Origin of the sequence: Aeromonas cavernicola (assembly GCF_002795305.1) — a bacterium.
Lineage (GTDB): Bacteria > Pseudomonadota > Gammaproteobacteria > Enterobacterales > Aeromonadaceae > Aeromonas > Aeromonas cavernicola.
In genome coordinates this window covers 1-18,975 of sequence record NZ_PGGC01000175.1, presented here as the reverse complement: position 1 = coordinate 18,975, position 18,975 = coordinate 1, and the positions used below count along the sequence as shown (strand labels likewise).

General features: G+C 54.6%; 15 protein-coding genes. 3 read left to right on the top strand and 12 right to left on the bottom strand.

What is annotated here, in order from left to right; translation table 11 throughout:
• Nucleotides 1-168 precede the first annotated feature (168 nt).
• The 8 genes from tssK to tssB are packed head-to-tail and all read right to left on the bottom strand — an operon-like array spanning nucleotide 169 to nucleotide 8,403.
• On the bottom strand, nucleotides 169-1,503 hold the full coding sequence (tssK, locus tag CUC53_RS16495) for a type VI secretion system baseplate subunit TssK (RefSeq protein ID WP_100295139.1): 1,335 nt from the start codon (nucleotides 1,501-1,503) through the stop codon (nucleotides 169-171).
• Between the two features lie 2 nt (nucleotides 1,504-1,505).
• Nucleotides 1,506-1,979 carry a type VI secretion system lipoprotein TssJ gene (gene tssJ, locus CUC53_RS16490; protein ID WP_100295138.1) on the bottom strand — a complete coding sequence of 158 codons (474 nt, stop codon included), beginning with the start codon at nucleotides 1,977-1,979 and terminating at the stop codon, nucleotides 1,506-1,508.
• Nucleotides 1,979-3,208 carry a type VI secretion system-associated FHA domain protein TagH gene (gene tagH, locus CUC53_RS16485; RefSeq protein WP_100295137.1) on the bottom strand — a complete coding sequence of 410 codons (1,230 nt, stop codon included), beginning with the start codon at nucleotides 3,206-3,208 and terminating at the stop codon, nucleotides 1,979-1,981. Before tagH ends, tssJ begins: the two co-directional genes overlap by 1 nt.
• Nucleotides 3,209-3,210: 2 nt before the next feature.
• Nucleotides 3,211-4,209, bottom strand: coding sequence for a type VI secretion system baseplate subunit TssG (gene tssG / locus CUC53_RS16480; protein ID WP_100295136.1), 999 nt, complete (start codon nucleotides 4,207-4,209; stop codon nucleotides 3,211-3,213).
• Nucleotides 4,173-5,939, bottom strand: coding sequence for a type VI secretion system baseplate subunit TssF (tssF, locus tag CUC53_RS16475; protein WP_100295135.1), 1,767 nt, complete (start codon nucleotides 5,937-5,939; stop codon nucleotides 4,173-4,175). Before tssF ends, tssG begins: the two co-directional genes overlap by 37 nt.
• A gap of 3 nt (nucleotides 5,940-5,942) precedes the next feature.
• Nucleotides 5,943-6,374 (bottom strand): type VI secretion system baseplate subunit TssE, encoded by a 432-nt coding sequence (tssE, locus tag CUC53_RS16470; RefSeq protein ID WP_100295134.1) that lies wholly within the window; start codon nucleotides 6,372-6,374, stop codon nucleotides 5,943-5,945.
• A 6-nt stretch (nucleotides 6,375-6,380) separates the two neighbouring features.
• The gene (gene tssC, locus CUC53_RS16465; RefSeq protein ID WP_100295133.1) at nucleotides 6,381-7,862 is read right to left on the bottom strand and encodes a type VI secretion system contractile sheath large subunit; all 1,482 of its coding nucleotides are present in this window, start codon (nucleotides 7,860-7,862) and stop codon (nucleotides 6,381-6,383) included.
• Nucleotides 7,863-7,899: 37 nt separating this feature from the next.
• Complete coding sequence (tssB, locus tag CUC53_RS16460; RefSeq protein ID WP_100295132.1) at nucleotides 7,900-8,403, bottom strand: type VI secretion system contractile sheath small subunit; 504 nt, start codon at nucleotides 8,401-8,403, stop codon at nucleotides 7,900-7,902.
• A gap of 819 nt (nucleotides 8,404-9,222) precedes the next feature.
• Here tssB and CUC53_RS16455 point away from each other — a divergent pair.
• Nucleotides 9,223-9,774 carry a pyridoxamine 5'-phosphate oxidase family protein gene (locus CUC53_RS16455; RefSeq protein ID WP_100295131.1) on the top strand — a complete coding sequence of 184 codons (552 nt, stop codon included), beginning with the start codon at nucleotides 9,223-9,225 and terminating at the stop codon, nucleotides 9,772-9,774.
• 128 nt (nucleotides 9,775-9,902) lie between these two features.
• Here the strand turns inward: CUC53_RS16455 and CUC53_RS16450 are convergent, their stop codons facing one another.
• Nucleotides 9,903-10,442 carry a metal-dependent hydrolase gene (locus tag CUC53_RS16450; RefSeq protein WP_100295130.1) on the bottom strand — a complete coding sequence of 180 codons (540 nt, stop codon included), beginning with the start codon at nucleotides 10,440-10,442 and terminating at the stop codon, nucleotides 9,903-9,905.
• A gap of 335 nt (nucleotides 10,443-10,777) precedes the next feature.
• Here CUC53_RS16450 and CUC53_RS16445 point away from each other — a divergent pair, with 335 nt between their 5' ends.
• Complete coding sequence (locus CUC53_RS16445; RefSeq protein ID WP_100295129.1) at nucleotides 10,778-11,674, top strand: DNA replication terminus site-binding protein; 897 nt, start codon at nucleotides 10,778-10,780, stop codon at nucleotides 11,672-11,674.
• A 36-nt stretch (nucleotides 11,675-11,710) separates the two neighbouring features.
• On the opposite strand, the gene CUC53_RS16440 is transcribed toward CUC53_RS16445, so the two are convergent.
• Complete coding sequence (locus CUC53_RS16440) at nucleotides 11,711-15,559, bottom strand: DEAD/DEAH box helicase (protein WP_100295128.1); 3,849 nt, start codon at nucleotides 15,557-15,559, stop codon at nucleotides 11,711-11,713.
• A gap of 180 nt (nucleotides 15,560-15,739) precedes the next feature.
• On the opposite strand from CUC53_RS16440, the gene CUC53_RS16435 reads away from it, so the two are divergent.
• Nucleotides 15,740-17,554 (top strand): MOSC N-terminal beta barrel domain-containing protein, encoded by a 1,815-nt coding sequence (locus CUC53_RS16435; protein WP_100295140.1) that lies wholly within the window; start codon nucleotides 15,740-15,742, stop codon nucleotides 17,552-17,554.
• Nucleotides 17,555-17,650: 96 nt separating this feature from the next.
• Here CUC53_RS16435 and htpX read toward each other — a convergent pair whose 3' ends face one another.
• Both htpX and bioD read right to left on the bottom strand, forming a co-directional pair.
• The gene (gene htpX / locus CUC53_RS16430) at nucleotides 17,651-18,523 is read right to left on the bottom strand and encodes a protease HtpX (RefSeq protein ID WP_100295127.1); all 873 of its coding nucleotides are present in this window, start codon (nucleotides 18,521-18,523) and stop codon (nucleotides 17,651-17,653) included.
• A gap of 106 nt (nucleotides 18,524-18,629) precedes the next feature.
• The coding region (gene bioD, locus CUC53_RS16425) for an ATP-dependent dethiobiotin synthetase BioD (RefSeq protein ID WP_157798309.1) at nucleotides 18,630-18,975 on the bottom strand (346 nt) is incomplete at its 5' end.

The following is an 18,975-nucleotide window of genomic DNA, read 5'->3' as shown; positions in this document are numbered from 1 at the left end:
CAGATTAAACGGGCTGTTTAGCGCCTCATCGAGCTTAAAACTGGCCACCACAAAGGTGCTGTCAGGCAGCGCCCCGACCTTGACGGTAAACTGCAAGCCGGTCTGGTTCGCCATAGACCTCTCTCCTTAATCGTGAATAACGGACCGAATGGTGAATAGCGCAGCCAATTACTGGCTGCGAATAGCCCAAAGCTGCATATCTAACTCGGGGAAGTCACCCGCAATATGGAACGCGAGGGTGTTGCTGATGGCCAGCATCTTCCACGCCGGACTTTGCCGATCCAGCTGGAAGTAGCTATAGCCGGCGTGATAGGGCAGTTGCCGGGGGGCAACGGGCAGCGGCAGCAGAGGAATACCGGGCAGTTGCAAACTGATCAGCTCGCGGATCTTGTCGCTGGAGGCCACCTTGGTCTGTTGCAGTAACTGCTTGCGCAGCTGCTCCTGCGGCATCCGGGCCCGCACGGCCAACACAAATTCGGCGCTGGTCATCAGTTCGCTTTCGTTTACCACCGCGACCATGACCCCATATTGATGCTTACGCAGCTGGATCGAGACCGCCCGTGGCGACAGCACGGTACTGAGCGCTTGGCGCAGCGCCAGCATGACCGGCTCGAAGCTCACCTGCTGATCCTCATGCCGATAGGCGGGGAACTCTGGCGGCAAGCGTGACTCATCGGTAAAGGTCATCAGCTCCCCACACAGTTGCACTAAGGCTTCGTGCAATCGCTCAGGGTGCAATGTGCCCAGACGAGAGAGATGGGCTAGCTGAGGTTGAGCGCGGTTAAGCAGTTGCAGCATCATAAACTCCGCCACATCGGCAACCCCTTGCTGGCCGGGGGCCGCAATGCGCTGGGATAGGCTACGGGCCCGCTCTGCCACCAGCCCCGCCGATTCGCCCAAAAAGCGCTTAAGAGTCGGGATGGCGGAGACGCTGATGCTGCAAGGCATAAAGTTCGGGTCCATCACCAAACCGCCTTCTGCCCGCTTATCGAGGATGCGGGCGATGGCAAGGGAGGCATACGCACTGCGATCTTCGCGCTCAAGCATCAAGCGCAGGCTGACCCGCCCAACCTCAAGGGAGGCGACATCGCCACCTTCGCTGTGCAGGTCGCGCACATCTTGGCGATCAGCCTGTAAGCGAGTGGCAATGTGGCCCCCTTCACTGACCTCGTTGACCCCAGCTACCGAGAGTGGCAACGCCAAATAAACCTTTTGGTTAGCCACCGAGGCGTCGGTGATCTCTAGCGGGGCAGGCAACACATCATCGTTAGGGATATTAAAGACGGTGCCATCAGGTAAGATGCCGGTCGCCCCAACTAAGGAGATCCGGCCAAAGCTTAAGTAATCTTCATTAATAACAATGGATTGCAGACCATAAAAGTAATCGCTCAGCGCACTCAATCTGGCTTGCAAGGCATAATCTGCGTATCTTTGTTGTTGCTGGAAGTGTTGGGGTTTGATGAATAGCCCTTCACGCCAGATAACCCGATTTCGACTCGACATAATTATTCTTCTTCTTTTAACAGTTCGACTTCATCTTGGCGTAACCGCACCAGCACCTGGTAAGCGCGACCCTTGTTTTGGATCTTGATCACTTTGCGCCACTGCGCACTCTCAGGATCGGCATAGTGGGCGATCACCCCGATATAACGAGCTTCTTCGCTCACCTTGACCGGTGGCAGGTATTTAAACTGGCCCGGTAACAAGGTGTAGTCCTGATGATCGAGGTAGTTTTTGCCAAGGGCTTTTTCAACATCCTCAGTCACTTGGTCATAGTCGGTGGCCAGTAGTTTCGAATCTTCAGCCATCACCACTAATTGCAGCGCAATGGGCGATGGCCAGCTGCTTTCGTTAGGGTTCACATCCCCCTCGGCATAGAGACTAAAACCGATCATGCTGGGTTGATCTTTGGGCCTTTCCGGTTCTGACGCACAGCCGCCAAGCAGCAGCGCCAACGTCAACAGGGTGAGGCGAAACATCACAATAACCCCTGTGCTTTACGCACGGCTTGGTCATATGCCTGGGCGTACACCTGATGGAACAACTTATCGAACCCTTGTTGGCGCGCCGAGGTCAGCTCACGGTAGTAGTGCTGGTACATATCCCACGCCCAGCTGGCATCGTCCACGCTGGCCGTGGCACTGCGGCGGTAGTGTTCAAAGCGGCCAAGCAGGGCCTCTGGCGAAAAGGCTTGTAAGATGCTGTCCAGCGCTACCCCGATGGCTTGCTGGTTAGCGATATGGTGGATCCGCACATTACGCAGACTCTCTGCCACCGCCGCTTGTGCACTCAGATGCACCGGGCTTTTTTGCTCCGCAAATAGCACCGAGAGGGTCTCGTTATAGTCAAGGCCCAGCCGCAGCGGGTTATCTTCAATAGGACGCAGATGGCGATCCGCCAGCGCCGCTTGTTCGTTTTGCAGTTGCAGCAGCCCCTCGACCATGGCGCGCACCGCTTTACCCATCTCTTCGAGCATGTCGTGAGCCTGCTGGGTATCTTGTAAGTGCAGTGACAACCCCAGACCGCGCATCAACGGGGTGAGCGCAACATGATCGACCTCACCTTGCTGGGGCAGGTAATCGGGGTGGTTTTCGATGGTTGGCATATCCAAAAATTCTTGGTTCATAGTGCTCTCGGTAGCAGAAAAAGGGGCCAAAGGAGGGGTATCTAAGGGCGAGTATGCCTGCCCCTGTAACAGGGGGGCCACCAGTGGGGTCAATTCTGAACGATCTTGCTGCAACGCCAGCAAGGGATCGGCAGCCAATACTTGCGGATCGGCAAGGGCGGTGACGGGCTCATCGCTCGTTAACCACTCCTCAAACTGCTCTGTTGGGTGGTGGCCTATCACCTGATGTAGGCTCTGCGTTTGCTCGATTTCGCCCAAGTAGGCTCTGATGCGAAAAGGCCCTATCTGAAGATCATCACCCTGCTTGAGCTCGACTTTACGGCCCCGCCCGATGGGGGAGGTCGCGCCATTAATGTAAGTTTGCCCGCTCACATCGCACAGGCAGAAGCGGCCATGTTGCAGCTCGATCACCGCATGGCTGGCAACGACGCCATCCAGCCGATCGTGCAGCCGCCAGGTGTCTGTGTCAGCAGCGCCGATACTGCCGCCCGCGTCACCAAAACTCCACTGCACTTTTAGCCCAGCGTCAAGCTGCTCGCTGTTGAGCACCACCAGAGAAAGTTGCTGGTTTATTTTGTCCACATTCACTCCTGCACACAGATGGTCACGAACGGTTCGCTCGGCGGCTGACCAAGAAAAGTACTCCACCCCAAACGAGCGCTCTGCTCCTCTCCTAAACTGAGCCCTTTTGCTTGCTCTGAGCCAAAGCCCAGTTGCAGATCCCAAGCCAGTTGATCCCGCAGGATAAAGGAGACAAACGTCACTAATGGTTGGAAATGTTCCCCGTTCGGGAGAAATTCAAGAAATTGATCAAAATCCAAATTATTGATTTTTAGCGCAAACTTACCTGCGCAATCATTGACCTTATCACCGATAACAAAATCGCTCCCCAAGGTGGCACAGGCTTTTCCTAACCGATTTTGCTGATCCTGATGGATCGGTACTTTACGCCATTGCCAAGCCTCGACGTCAACATCCGCTAGATCAAAACAGTGGGCAACCAGACCCGCCACCACTTCGGGAGAGCGGCTGGGGCTGGCCAGCATGCCTGCATACGAGAGCATCTTGGCACGGTTGACCGGTAAACTGCGATAGACAGTTTCATCCCCCAAGCCCAACAGGGCGAACATTAAGCGGGAAAAACCATCCTCACCATTGTCTTGAAAACGCACGTGATAGCGGTATTTACGCCAGATACGGTGCAACAAGCTCAGTAAGCGGTGATGGAAAAAGTCCAGAAACAGCCCGAGCTTGGGCTCACCTTGGGCATATTCCCAAGCAAGTGAGTCAAGGTAGTAGCCCGGCAGGGGGGACTGGCTACCATGCAGGCCAAGAAAGGCCACTTCCAGTTCATGCCGACCATTTTTATCACGACCTATTTGCAGCACATCGCAGGTTGGAAACCCCAACGAGGCGGTGGCCTTGAAGCGGATGTTTTCATCGCTGGGCAGATGGTCGAGCCCACGCTCTTGATCGGCGCCATCGAGCCGATGGAGTAACTCCACCAGCTGGAAAAAATTAAAGCGAGGCGCCTCCTTAGTGGAGGTTACATCAGGGAGTGCTGACCGATCTGTGCTGGCCACTGATAGCGCTCCTGGTTATCGAGGTTCACCACCTCGAGTAGGTGAAAGGCGTTGACGCTGGCATACAGAGAGAAAAAATGGGCCAACACCGTGCTAAAGAGATAGAGCTCACCTTCGCTGCCAAAGGCACTTTGCCGAATCGAGAGGATCGATTTCAGCCCACGAACCGGCATTCCCCGTACCAGCCGATCAACCGGTGCAGTCTCAATCGATTCAATGCCCGCTAACCGTTTACGTGACGCTTGCTCAGCTTGCTTATCGTGGAGCGCAGGGAAGTCGTAGGTGCGCAGCACTTGCACCAGCGCATCTCGGCTAAGCAAGGTGACATAGTTAAGCGACAAGTTAGAGATCAGCGTCCAGTGCAAACTGCCATCTAACACTGGGCGCAGCGGCTGGGTTGGCTTAATCAAGTTACGAAAGGTCGCAAACGAGGGGGAATTACCTGTTGGAATGCAGATATGGCCCACTTTTAGACGCGCCGCGAGTGAACGATTGGTGCAGGTCAGCGAGACAGAGATGGATTCATCCAAATCAACCGTGCTGGTTTCATCACCACGCACAAACGACAAGTAATGTTCAAAACCATGGCCACGGACGGACTCTTTTACCCTGATCCGGTAATAGAGCGCTAAACGCTGCTTCGCCCGTTCAATTTGATGTTGAAAGCTTTCAAATGGATGGTAAATACGCGGTATGCCACGGGCTCGCCCCTGATTGCCTTCAACCCATCCTTCCACTTGATCGATGGAGAAGATCTCAAAACCCTCTGCATTGCGATAGCTTGCTTTGAGCGGATATTCCGCCTGACGTCCGTTGAGGTTAATCGGCTCGCTGTCATGGTGGAACAAGTTGATCGCCGGTACGCAGTTCAATAAGAAAGAGTCAGGGCGAATTTTCAGATCAGCAGGCAAGGGCCGATCAAAGCAGAAATGGAGTTTAAAGCTGTCTATGGATTGCGGCTGCTTGGGCCACACGGCGCCGGAGAACTCGAAAAAGAGAAAGCTTTCAGGGAAGCAGAAGTACTCTTGCAAAATTCGATAGCCGGAATAGACGTTGCTCGGGTACGGCAGGAGGGCATCACCACGCTCAAAACCAATGGGTTTGAGCGATTTGGGCTCTTGGCGAAACCGCACCCCATTGATTTCTATCTCAATATAATCGAGCTGGTTGGATAGCCAAAAATAGAGCTCGTAAGCGGTATAGCTGTCGCCACCGAGGAAAAAGCGCAGTTTATCTAGCTGGAGTTCACTCAATGGCAAGGGGGCATGCAGGCCAATATCTAAGGAGATCGTGGACAAGTCATTGCCGCTTTGGGCTGATATATCACGAATATCGGCTGGATAGACCCAGGTATCGTGACACGTTTGAAAATGGCAGGTCACGTCATCAAGAGGCAAGCTGTCTAGCTCACAGCCTTGTTTGATAAATGCAGGCTGCGCGATCGCCCCCGGCATCGCCGTAAACTGCATAATGGTCATGCTTGGCACGGGCCGCAGATAGTTAGGCCAGAGCATATTGAGCAGGCCATGGGTCAGCTCAGGAAACTCATCCTCAATCTTGGCCCGTAAGTTACCGGTGAGGAACGCAAAACCTTCCAGCAAGCGTTCTACATCCGGGTCAGTACTCTGCTCGGATAGGAAGCGGGTGAGTTCGGGATAGGCATCAGCAAATTCACGTCCTTGAAGACGTAAAAAGGCGAGCTCATCCCTGAAATAATGTTCCAGCGACATTGATCAAACCATGCGGTAGTGGCGGTGGCTGTCCATATGGACATTGAACGAGGTAACTTGCTCGATATGGTCAAGTCTCACGTGGGCTTTCACTTGAAACGACATTTCAAGTGGACTTGTCTGATAATCAGCGGAAGTCACCTCCACATGAATGATCCGTGGTTCATAACGACGGATACATTGCCTGATCGCCTCACGGATCCGCCCTTTGATATCTGCGCTGCCCTGATTAGCATCGTTAAGATCAACGACACCCAGATCTGGTGCACTGCGGCAGTTACCTGGACGGGTGTTGAGGATCTGTTCTAACTGCCGTTTGACAGAATCGATCAGATCCTCAACCTCCGTTTGAGGGGAGCGGGTTACCCCTTCTCCCCTAATACGATCAAACAGACTGGCCGCATTTCCTCTATCCCAGGCAGAGAGATACGGCATCAGGCTTTATTCCTTGTCCAAACGGCCTACCAAGGAGAGCTCAAAACTGGCGCCCATGTACTTAAAGTGCGGACGCACTGACATGGCAACCTGATACCAGCCCGGCTCACCCGCGACATCCAGTACTTTGATCTGGGCGGCACGCAGTGGACGACGGCTGCGAACATCTGCGGGCGGGTTCTCTTGATCCGCAACGTACTGCTTGATCCAACCGTTCAGTTCACGCTCAAGATCCTGACGCTCTTTCCAAGAACCGATCTGCTCACGTTGCAGCACTTTGATGTAGTGCGCCAAGCGGTTGATGATGAACATATAAGGCAGCTGAGTACCCAACTTGTAGTTGGTTTCCGCTTCTTTGCCTTCCTTGGTGTTGGGGAACACTTTCGGCTTTTGCACGGAGTTGGCAGAGAAGAAAGCGGCGTTATCGCTGTCTTTACGCATGGTCAGGGTAATGAAACCCTCTTCTGACAACTCATACTCACGACGATCAGTGATCAGTACCTCGGTCGGGATCTTGGCTTGCAGCTGGCCCATGGCTTCATAGACATGGACTGGCAGATCCTGAATGGCACCACCGCTCTGCGGGCCAATGATGTTCGGGCACCAGCGGTACTTAGCAAAGCTATCGGTCAGGGAAGACCCCATCAAATAAGCGGTATTACCCCACAGATAGTGATCGTGATCCGAGCTGATATCTTCTTGATAGTTAAAACCTTTGATCGGGTTTTCTGTCGGATCATAGGGCAAACGTGCCAAGAAACGCGGAGCGGTCAGACCGAGATAACGGGCATCTTCAGATTCGCGCAGTGAACGCCACTTGGTATAGGAGGGCCCTTCAAATACTGATTTAAGATCCTTGATTGAAGGCAAATCAGTAAAGCTATCAACCCCAAAGAAGTTGGGTGCGACAGAGGAGATGAAAGGAGCATGAGCCATGGCGCCGACCGCACTCACATACTGCATCAGCTTGATATCAGGTGAGCTGTGGGTGAACGCATAATCACCGATCACGGCACCTACTGGTTGACCACCAAACTGGCCATAACCACTGGAATAAACATGCTTGTAAAAGCCTGATTGGGTAATCTCGGGCGAAAACTCGAAATCTTCCAGCAACTCTTCTTTGGTCGCATGAAGGACCTGAATTTTGATGTTTTCACGAAAATCGGTGCGATCCACCAACAATTTCAGTGAACGCCAAGAGGACTCCAGCTCCTGCAGCGGCTTAGCGTGCAGGATAACGTCCATTTGCTTGCTCAGCTTCTTGTCAAGTTCGACAATCATGCTGTCAACCAATGCCTTATTAACAGGCTCGGCGGTAGTACCGCTATCTAGAATATTGGCGATCAAGGCTGCAACGCCCTGCTTCGCAATCCCATACCCCTCATCAACTGGCGTGATGCGGGCCTGCGCCATGATTTCGTCCAGCAAAGAGGACGAGGAGGCAACGCTTGCCCCTGTTTGAACCTGTTCTTCGACCAAAGCCATGATTATTCCTTTCTCGTCAATCTACACAACCTGCTGATTACTCAGCAGGTTTAATTAAATCCAGCTCTTTGAGTAACTGCTCACGAGCTTCATCACTAGCCAACAGGTCCTGCAAACGATTGCGGAAGGATGGGATATTCCCAAGTGGCCCTTTCAGCGCAACTAACGCTTCGCGCAGTTCCAACAACTTACGCAGCTCAGGCACTTTCTGGGCTACATTGTCAGGGGTGAAGTCGGCCAGTGAATCGATCTTAATTGAGACAGGCAAATCATCTTGGCTGTTCTCTTCTAGGCAATTTGGCACTGCAAAATTTAATTCCAGTGCCGACTCTTTCATCACCGAAGAGAAGTTGTTTTTGTCGATAGAGACAGTCTGACGATCCTCAATAGGAGTCTCTTCAGTACGTCCTTTCATATTACCAACAACCATCATGGTCAACGGCAGCTCAATTTCCGCCTGCTGACCACCCGTTGCCGGAACATATTTAATATTAATGCGTTCTTTAGGCGCAACAGTAGCGCCGTCAATACCTTTTCCCATGCTCTAAATACCAAGTTATGGATCGACAATGACCCGATAGCTTATAGCCCTTGTCAACCTCAACAACTGAAATAAATGACAGTTGTATTAATTGAAAGTGCTGACGATGTGATTTTGATATCAATAAAGTAAATACCCTAAATAACCAAAAACACAATATTTTATTGTTATCCCTCACTCTTTAATCGCTTAATTACACCTGGTCAGAGGTCATATTAGCGAAAGAGTCATTTGCGCCGCAGCATATATTTTGAAAAAAAATACGTCAACAGCAAAAACAGCCAATGATAAATGAAGAAAATTCTTTAAATTAATATTTAAGCCATATAAATCAATACATTAATCTTGATCCGTTTTTTATGACAAATAACTCATTTGTAAAAATGAGATTATTCTTACAAAGCACGATGACATTTTTTTTAAATTTTACTTGGTATTTTTCAACATAATGTATGACGTGTTGCTATCGGCTGATATCGATGCACGACAAGGTGTTGCAAAAATGGTTGTTATAGACTCGTAGTGGTGCTGGTGCGGTTACGCCAAATTGTTTCCCAAATCAATTATCCAGCTTTAAGTGACCGCTTTTCTGATAAACAGACCAAAACTGTTCAGTTTCTTTGTCGCGCTCACATACGCTGTCACCTCTCCCTCCTGACTATTATATGTCCACAGGCTGATTTTCCTCGCCATAAGTAGTGCTTCGAGCATAGCGCGCCACCTTGCTCTCACAGTCCTTAAGAAAGTGGGCGCTCGGTTTCCTCTGTCATAATTGTTGACCAGTTCAAACGTTAGTCCCTATTCCACAGGAGCAATGATATGGGCCAGAAATATCCTGAATTATCAGAAAAACACATTGAGTTTATCTCACAACAAAAACTGTTTTTCGTCGGCACAGCCACTGGAGATAGCCGAGTCAATATCTCTCCAAAAGGTATGGACTCTTTCCGTATCATCAATAGTAAACGGGTCGTGTGGCTGAACGTCACGGGCAGTGGCAATGAAACTGCGGCCCATATTCAGTCCACCCCCCGGATGACCATCATGTTTTTTGCATTGGAAGGCGCCCCGCTAATTCTTCGGCTCTATGGCAGGGCAACTGTCATTCATCCGGCCGATCCTGAGTGGCAAACTTTGCAAGCACGCTTCCCCCCACTGCCCGGTGCGCGCCAAATCTTCGATCTGGAGGTCGAGTTGGTGCAGTCCTCCTGCGGCATGGCCGTCCCCTATTTCAGCTATCAAGGAGATCGAGATTTATTAAGTAACTGGGCCACCCAGAAAAGGGACGAGGGGATCAAAGCCTACTGGGCTGAGAAAAACCAGTTCAGTATTGATGGCATCCCTACTCATATCATTAAGCAGGGCGGCTAACCTCCCTCCTTTATTAACCTCCCTTCCCGATGAGGTCATTCACCGCTAGTACGCCAGCGGCAGCATCGCCATCACTGACCAAGAGAATGAGAAAAAGCTGGGGCTTCTGTTGGTGCAAGCGAGATGCCCTACCTTTTTTCTGCCAGCCATCCACTGCGCCACCCCATCAATGCCAGCATTAGCACTCCCCCCGGTAACCAAACCCAGTAAAGCTCCGAAAGGATGACGGACTCACCACGGGCGGTGAGGTAAGCCTCTAATTTGAAGGGAGCGACGCGGATAACCTGCCACGGGGCAAAGAAGCGTTCATCACGCCATGGCCAGAGCCAGCCCACCCCCTTGCCGCCGGTAGTCAGCGAATCAAGCAGGCTATGGGAAAGTAACGAAACCAGCAGAAACAACCATACCGTGACTGCGTAAGCTTTGAGCTGACGGTGAAACACCGTGGCCAAGGTTGGCAGAACAGCAGCAAACAACAGGGAGTGGGTAACGCCACGGTGACCAAAGACATGGTCATAGGCGACCCCCAATTTAAAGGCAATCACATCAATATCGGGCAACATGGCGAGGGTCATGCCTGCCATCAGCAGGCGCAGCGGGATAATTCGGCTGCCAAGACCCAGCCCAAGGCAGAGGGGCACGGCGCTATGAGTGATCATCGTTGGCATCTGGCTACGTCCTAAAAAATAAAACCGCACCCTACCCCACATCGGTGAAGTACAGGTGAAGTGGTGCAATACAGCGAGGACAAGTCTGTTGATTTAAGGAGGCTGACTGATTAGCGTGAAAGCGCACCCAATGGGATTCGTATGAATTAGATATGTTCAACCACTTTCGGAAGGAGCCGATAGATGGGGGCATGTACACGGGATAGTAGAAACTTGGCCTAACACAGGGATGCTGGTATGGTTATTTATACAGTAGTTCACTTTTCTCCCCGCCCTCTGGCTCTCTTTGCCGCAGTGTATTCAACCAATACGGGGAGTGACCGCAGGATACCCTAATGGAGACATTCACCCCTACCGCCGCACTGCGCCAGCAGATGGTCACGATCGACGAGGCCTTGATGGCACTGGCTAGCGAGCTGGCACAGCTGCCGTTACTCGAGGCGCATGTCTATCCGCTGCCCCCGGTGGCACAAGGGACAGAACATGACCCGATTGAGCAGATTGAGGTCGGCTACCTGAGTGGGGATGCCGCATTCACCACCACCTTAGCGGCCTATCGCGACCACAGCGCCCGAGCGGGCTGCTCCACCAAGGCAACCCATCGCCTCCCTGGTTGGCTGCGTTTTCCCACCGAGGCAGCTTCGCGGCTCACCCCTCTGGTGACCGAGATAAACCAACTGAAGCAAGATTTTAAGGCGCAAGTACAGCAGGCGGGTGGGCGAGATGAAAAATTCGAGCTGGTGCACACGGCGCTGCCGGGTGTCATCACCCTGCAGGTCTATCGCAAGTTAACCTTGCTAAGTGGAGCGCTCTACTCGTTGGGGTTTACCTGGGCAGATAAACAGAGCATCAACCGCCTCAGCCGCGAACAGGTACTGGAGATGCTCGAACGCAGCCGCCGTTATATTCCCCCACTGTGCGACAACGCGCAGTGGAGCAAGATGGTCGATCAAGAGGTGTACGATATTCGTCGCCTGCCTGCTGATGCCCAGTTGCGGATCCGACGTCCGGTCAAAACCCACCCGATGATCAATCTGCTTTGGCAGGACCGCTCGCCGCGCAAACAGCAGTTGAAAGCGAGCTTACCCCTGCTGCTCTGCTCAGATACGCCACCGGTGGTGACCCACCTTGGCCACTATCCACCGAAAAGCCGCCAAGCCCGTAGTGACCGTAAAATTGGCGGCGATCCGATCATCGAGCGGCTACACCTCTACCTCTATCACCCCGAGTAGTGCTATTAACCGATTAACCAAAGGCAGCACAACCCGTTAGCCAAGCAGTAAGGCGCGTAGGCTCTCCATGTCCAATCCTCGCACGTCCGACTGGCCACTGAGCAGGCCATCGGCCAGCGCCCGTTTCTCGTCATGCAGCGCCACGATTTTCTCCTCCACCGTCTGTTCGCACACCAGCCGATAGACGGTCACCGGATTGGTCTGCCCCATCCGGTGGGCACGATCGCTTGCCTGATCTTCGACCGCTGGGTTCCACCAAGGATCGAGGTGCAACACCGTGTCTGCTTGAGTCAAGTTCAGCCCAGTGCCCCCCGCTTTGAGGCTGATCAGAAACAGCGGCACGTCCTCATGGCGAAAACGCAAAATCGACTCCTGGCGAGCCTTGGTCGAACAGCCGCCATCGAGATAACAGTAATCCCACGCTTGTTGCTCGATCCGCACCCGCAGCAAACTGAGCAAGTCCACAAACTGGCTAAAGACCAGCACCCGGTGCCCCCCCTCAATGGCCTCTTTTAACAGCACCATCGCCTCGTCGAGCTTACTGCTAGCATGCGCCCAATCAGGCATCACCAGTGCAGGAGAGCAACAGAGCCGCCGCAGCCGGGTCAACCCGCTTAACACATGCATCAGGGCGCGGCCGTCACTGCTTTGTACCTGCTGCACCACCTCGCGCCGCGTCGCTTCATAGAGCTGGCGCTCCTCGGGGGAGAGGCTGATGTGATGGACAATATCGGTTTTATCGGGCAACTCGGTCAGCACTTGCTGCTTAAGGCGGCGCAAGATAAAGGGACTGATCACTGACCGTAATAGGGCCATGTGTTGCGGGTCTTTCACTGCTCGGCCAAAACGGCGCTTGAACTCCCCTAGGCTGCCCAGTAGCCCTGGATTGATAAAGGTGAACAGACTCCACAGCTCCCCCAAATGGTTTTCGATGGGGGTGCCAGAGAGCGCAAGACGAAACTCCCCATCAAGCTGAAACAGCAACTTGGCGCGCTGGGTGCCGGCATTTTTGATCTGCTGGGCTTCATCCAGCACGATCGAGGGCCAACAACGGGATTTGAGTACTGCTGATAAGCTACCGAGCATACCGTAGTTGATCAGGATCAGCTGACCAGCCTTGGCCGCTTTTATCACTCCAGCTCGCTGGGCAGGATGATCAATGGTCACCACCTCCAGCTCAGGGGCAAAACGCGCAACCTCTTCCTGCCAGTTGGTGACTACCGATTTTGGCACCACCACCAGCGCCGGCCCCAGCTGCTGGCGCATCCGCAGCACCATCAGCGCCTGCAAGGTCTTACCCAGCCCCATATCATCGGCAAGGCAGGCGCCAAAACCGTGATGGGCAAGGGTAGCCAACCAGCGAACCCCCTCTTTTTGATAATCTCGCAGGGGCGCCAGTAGTTCTGAGGGGCAGGTTACCGCTTGCTGCCACTCCTGCTGCAACGTTTGCCAGGCCGCATCTCCTTCAGTGGTAATGGCCGATAGCAGGCGGGTCAGTGGATAGGCCAGCTTATTGTTGACCCGCTGCTCCTCATCGAGCATGGCCCCCAGCATCGTCAGCCGCTCCATCAGCTTGTCACTGAGCATCAAGCTGGTCTTTTCATCAAGCTGGACCGTGCGCTGGCCGGGGGTCATCTGCCGTAAAATCAAGCGCAGATCGAGGACTTGGTGCTCATCAAGCGCCAACACACCTTCGACCTGGAACCAATCCTGTCGCCGCTCAATCCGCAGGCTCAGCGCCGCGTCATCCAAGCTTTTAAGCCGCGCACTGTCTTGATGCCAATGGATCACTACGCCAGCTTCGACCAAGTTTGGTAGCGCGTTGACCAAGGCTAGCGCAGGCTCCCCTTGTAGCAGCCATTCATAACCGGGCAAGCCTATTGGCAAGACCTCACGTAGCCGCTGCGCCTCTTTTTTCTCGCTCTCGAGATCTCGCTGCCAATAGTGATAAGCCCGGTTTCCCTGCCGGACAATGGCCTCTCCGCTCCCCAGTGGCAATGGAGGTAATAGCTCAAAACGGGTCACTAACTTGACCGACAGTTGACTGTCCTGCCAATCCAGCTGAACTGAGGGCATACCCGGCCAAGGCGCCAACTGCGCGTTCCCCGCCAACCCTGGCACTTGACTGAACCAAGGCAAATCGGGGATGGCATCGAGCGTGCTTTGCAGGGTCTGCAGCTCGGGATCAGATAACAAAGGGATCGATTCAAGTGCCGGTAGCCGGTCTAGTAAGGCGGGCGGGGTTAGGATCACCTGCCATAAATCTTGGGCAAGGAGCGAGACATGCACCCCCATCGTCGCAGCAAAAGGGCTCAAGCGAGCGCTCATCCCCTGGCCTGTGGCCACTATCTGCAGCAGGGGAGCAGCGATGGCCAGCTGTAACTTCTGCCCTTTGGCATTCAATAAGCGCGAATGGTTGGCCAGAGGGGCCCACGCTTCTCGTGGTAGTCGCCCCATCGTACGCGGTAAGGTGCGCACCAATGCCCAATCTTCTTCATCAAGTAAGGCCGCATATTGGGTCGATAGCAGGGCGGGATCGACTCGCCGCCCAGCGGTCCATTCCCCATTCGTCGTGCTCTGTTTTTGGATCTTACACTCCAGCTCAGGCCCCTCGGCATGGAGTAACCACACCAGCCGCTCGCGGGGCTTACTCACCCCACTGGCCCGCCCCAGCCCTTGCAGCCAGTTAAGCCAGTTAGCAGAGGCCGCACTGTTATCTTGCTCCGTATTGGTTGGCGTTTGCGGAGGTTGCTCAGCGACAGGCTCGCCAAGATGGAGCCCGTCCAACGGCGGCAGCAGTGGCGCCACACCCAATAGCAGCCGCAACAGATCCTGACAAAATCCCATCAAACGATGATAGGGAGCGGCCTCCAACAGATGGGAGAGATCCCACTTATTCAGCATCATCACCTGCGCACTGCTGGCGCCATGGCGGGATAACGCACAGAGATCGAGCCACAGATAGCCCCAGTGCAGCTCATCCACTGGCAGCTGCAAGGTATCGAACAATCCCACGGCTTGGCCATGACGATCGCCCGCCCATTGGGCGAGCAGGTCTGCCAGCAATGGACACTGGCCACCGACGCTACGTTGCCACTTTTTGCGCCGTTCACTGGCCAGCACCGGATCGGCCTGTTGCAACCAACCAAGCCACAGCAAACCACTGAACGAACGAGGCCATGCACCTGAGATCTGCTCGGCCTGCCACTGACCGAGCGCCGCGCACAGCCGCTCACCAAGGGGGCCTGGCTGAGATTGTGATGCCAGCGCCTGCAAGGCGGGCCATCCCATGGCTTGCTGGCCGTTGCCGTGATCGCCACAGAGCCACAGCCACTCTGCCTCAAGTGGCTTAGCCCAGGTCTGCACATCGGGGGCACACTGCTGCACATAAGTTGCCAACGGCCAGCCGCTGTCATAGGGGCCCTCCAGCAGCTGTTGCAAGGCAAAGTGGGTCAGTAGCAACTGCTGCCAAGCGGGGCTGGAGTCAACCAGCAGCAAAGGCGCATCAGAGGTATCGAGCAGCGTCAGCAGATCACTTGGCGAGAAATAAGCGGGGATCTCACCCTGCTGGCCACGACAGAGCTCACGCACGATGCCGTAGGCCAGATCCTGCCCGGTCACCGAAGGAAGCTGGTGCCAAGCCGGTGCGGGGCAATCGCCAGCGCGCACCCCCAAGATCAGGGCTAACGTCCCCTCGGCCGTCAAGCTCCATTGCTGCTCGCCCCGTAGGCGGATCAGCCCCGTATCATGTAACTGGTGCAACACATCGAGTGGAAAATGGCCCGCAGCGAACTGGGCTTGTAACAGACGAGTAGTGGCAACACGTTGCAATTGCAGCGCACTGAGTAACGCATAACTATCTGAACAAAGAGGAGATGCAGACATCAAGACTCACGGGCAAGTGCAAAAGCGGAATTTTAACGGGAAAGCGGCAGCGACTCGACCCTTAACCATGAAATAACGCAAAAAAAGCTAACTTATTGCGCGACACACACCATTGCCGCCCCCTGCATGAACCGTTATCTTGCCGATGACCTTGCCTCAGCCACCACACAGGAAGATGCCATGCCCACTCTCGCCAGTATTCATCTCTATCCCATTAAATCGACCGCAGGGATGGCGCTACCGCGCGCATTTGTCAGCGAAGAGGGCTTACAAGGGGATCGCCGCTACATGGTGATCAAGCCAGATGGCACCTTTATCACCGCCCGCACCCACCCGCAATTGCAGCAGGTCGTGGCCACGCCAATCACCGGCGGCCTGCAGTTGCGCTACCCAGGGCTGCCGCCCCTGACCCTGCTGCAAGCCGACTTTACCCTGACACCCCAGACCACCAGCGTGTGGCAGGATCACTTTGATGCCCTGCGCACCCATGCCAGCGCCGATCGCTGGTTAAGTCAGGTGGTCGCAGAGCCCGCTCACCTCCTCTGGTTAGGGGAGCAGTCCGACCGTTTTCGTGAAAAAACCGGCACTAGGGTGAGCTTTGCCGACGGCTACCCGCTGCTGCTGATCAGCCAAGCGTCCCTTGACGATCTCAACTTGCGATCCGATGCACTGCACCAGATGAGCCAATTTCGTACCAATTTGGTGGCCAGCGGCACCCACCCCTTTGCCGAAGATAGCTGGCGACGTATTCGCATCGGCGAGGTGGAATTTGTGGTCGCCAAGCCGTGCAGTCGCTGCATCATGACCACGGTCGAGCCCAGTACCCATCGCTTCAATGAGCGCAAAGAACCCCTCGCCACCCTGACCCGCTATCGCCGTGGTGAAGATGGAGAGGTCTATTTTGGCCAGAACCTGATCCCGCAAAATGAGGGCTGGATTGAGGCGGGCAGTGAGATCGAGGTGCTCGACACGGTGCGGCCCCCGGTCTATCCCAATGCGGCGCCGAAAAAGCGCGATCTGGTCTGCGTGGCCCGAGAACCCCTCGCCCGGGATATGGAGACCTTTTGGTTTACTGCCGCCGACGGTGAACCGCTGCCGGACTACCTGCCCGGTCAGCACTTGCCCATCAGCATCGACCTCAGTACGGGACAAACCCACGAGCGAGTGCAACGGCACTACACCCTCAGCAGCAGCCCCGATCAACCCGAACGCTATGGCATCAGCGTTAAGAAGATCCCTAATGGGCGCATCTCCCATTGGTTACACCAACAGATGCAGGTCGGTACGACAGTGCTGGCGGCGGCCCCGGCGGGGACATTCCACCTCGGCCACGCCCGCAGCTTGCTGTTGCTCTCTGCCGGTTCGGGTGTGACGCCCATGCTTGCCATCGCGCGCACACTTGCCCTGCGCGGTGAACTGCACCATGTCCACTTCATGCACCTGTGCCGTAGCGAGGCCGATATTCCCGCCGCCGCTCAATTGCACGCCATGAGCTTGCAGGGGATGACCCTGACGGTGATGTTAAGTCAACCCGATAGCCACTGGCAGGGGCTATCGGGACGACTGAGCGATGACCATCTCACCCACATTAACCGACTCACCGAGCGGGATGTGTTTATCTGTGGCCCTCACGGGTTTATGGCTGATGCCCAGGCCCGCCTGCTCGCCTTGGGGGTGGCCCCCGAACGGATTCAGCAAGAGAGCTTTGGTGGTACCGCCCCGACACAGGCCCGCCCACCGCGTGCAGTCCAGATACAAATAGGTGACCACAGCCTGACCGGCGATAACCAGCACACGGTTCTCGATCAGGCACACCAGCATGGGGTTGAGTTACCGTGGAGCTGTCGGGCTGGGATCTGCGGGCGTTGCAAACAACACTTGGTCTCAGGAGAGGTCGATCACCCCCAAGCGCCCGCCATTAGCCCAGCCGAGCGAGCCCAAGGCCAGATCCTCACCTGCTGCGCGGTGCCCCTGACCGACATCGTGATCGGCTAACACACCGAACACAGAGAGATGTGGTGCTTAGCAAAAAAAGGCAATCGCGGAAAACAAAACGGCTGCCAAGGCAGCCGTTTTTCATCATGGTCGTCGTTAGCTGCGCAAAGCAGCAATGCGTTGCTCAATGGGCGGATGGCTCATAAACAGCTCGCTCATGGAGCGCTTGCCGTTGATACCAAACGCCATCATGGTGCCTTCCATCTGTGGCTCGGCGCCGCGAGAAAGACGCTCAAGGGCGGCGATCATCTTGTCACGACCCGCCAACTTGGCAGCACCGGCATCAGCACGGAACTCGCGCTGACGGCTGAACCACATGACGATGATGGAGGCAAGCACCCCAAATGCCATCTCCAGCACAAACACCGTGATCATGTAGGCAAAACCACCGTTGCTGCTGCCCTCTTCTTCGTTGTTAGAACTAAAGAAGTTGCTGATAATGCCTGCCACGATCCGAGCGAAGAACATCACGAAGGTGTTCACTACCCCTTGGATCAAGGTCAGGGTCACCATGTCACCGTTCGCCACGTGGCTCACTTCATGGGCCAGCACCGCTTCGGCCTCGTCACGGCTCATGCTATAGAGCAGGCCAGAGGAGACCGCCACCAGCGAATCATCACGGCGAGCCCCCGTGGCAAACGCGTTCATCTCGGGGGAATCGTAGATCCCCACTTCCGGCATCTTGATCCCCGCTTCCCGAGCCTGACGAGCCACCGTGCTCACCAGCCAATGCTCAGTCTCGTTACGGGGCTGCTCGATGACCTGAACCCCATAGCTACGCTTGGCCATCCACTTGGACATCAGCAAGGAGATAAAGGAACCCCCAAACCCGAACACCGCACAAAACACCAACATTCCGGCAATACTGGATTTGTTGATCCCAAGCACCGAGAACAGGATATTGAGTACCACCCCCAGCACCAGCATGACGGCTAGGTTGGTCACTAGGAATAGCATTATTCGCTTCATATTAACTCCTTATTAAACAAAGGCTCATGGCCCACCGTGTAACTCAGGTGGGCCATGTTTCATCACATACTAAATAGCGTCGATGAATGTGTGCTGAATGTCACGCTCACAGCAGTGGCGAAATATCAAGATGCCCGCACAAATCTGCTTCAAATGGATTTTTTACAAACGGAATTTCTCCCAAAAATGGGGCAGGCAGTAAGCCTCTTAGGGTATCCAAATTCTCCTGATAATGGCTCATGGATGAATACAAACGATTCATCACCCAGCCTGCTACCGGAAGTTGATCATGACGAATCGCCGCAAACGTCAACAAGGCATGATTCAGGCAACCTAGCTTGGCCCCCACCACCAGAATAACGGGCAAATTCTCCTGCTTGACCCACTCAGAGAACAGGTATTTGCGATCGAGAGGGAGACACCATCCCCCCGCCCCCTCAACCAAGGTTAAC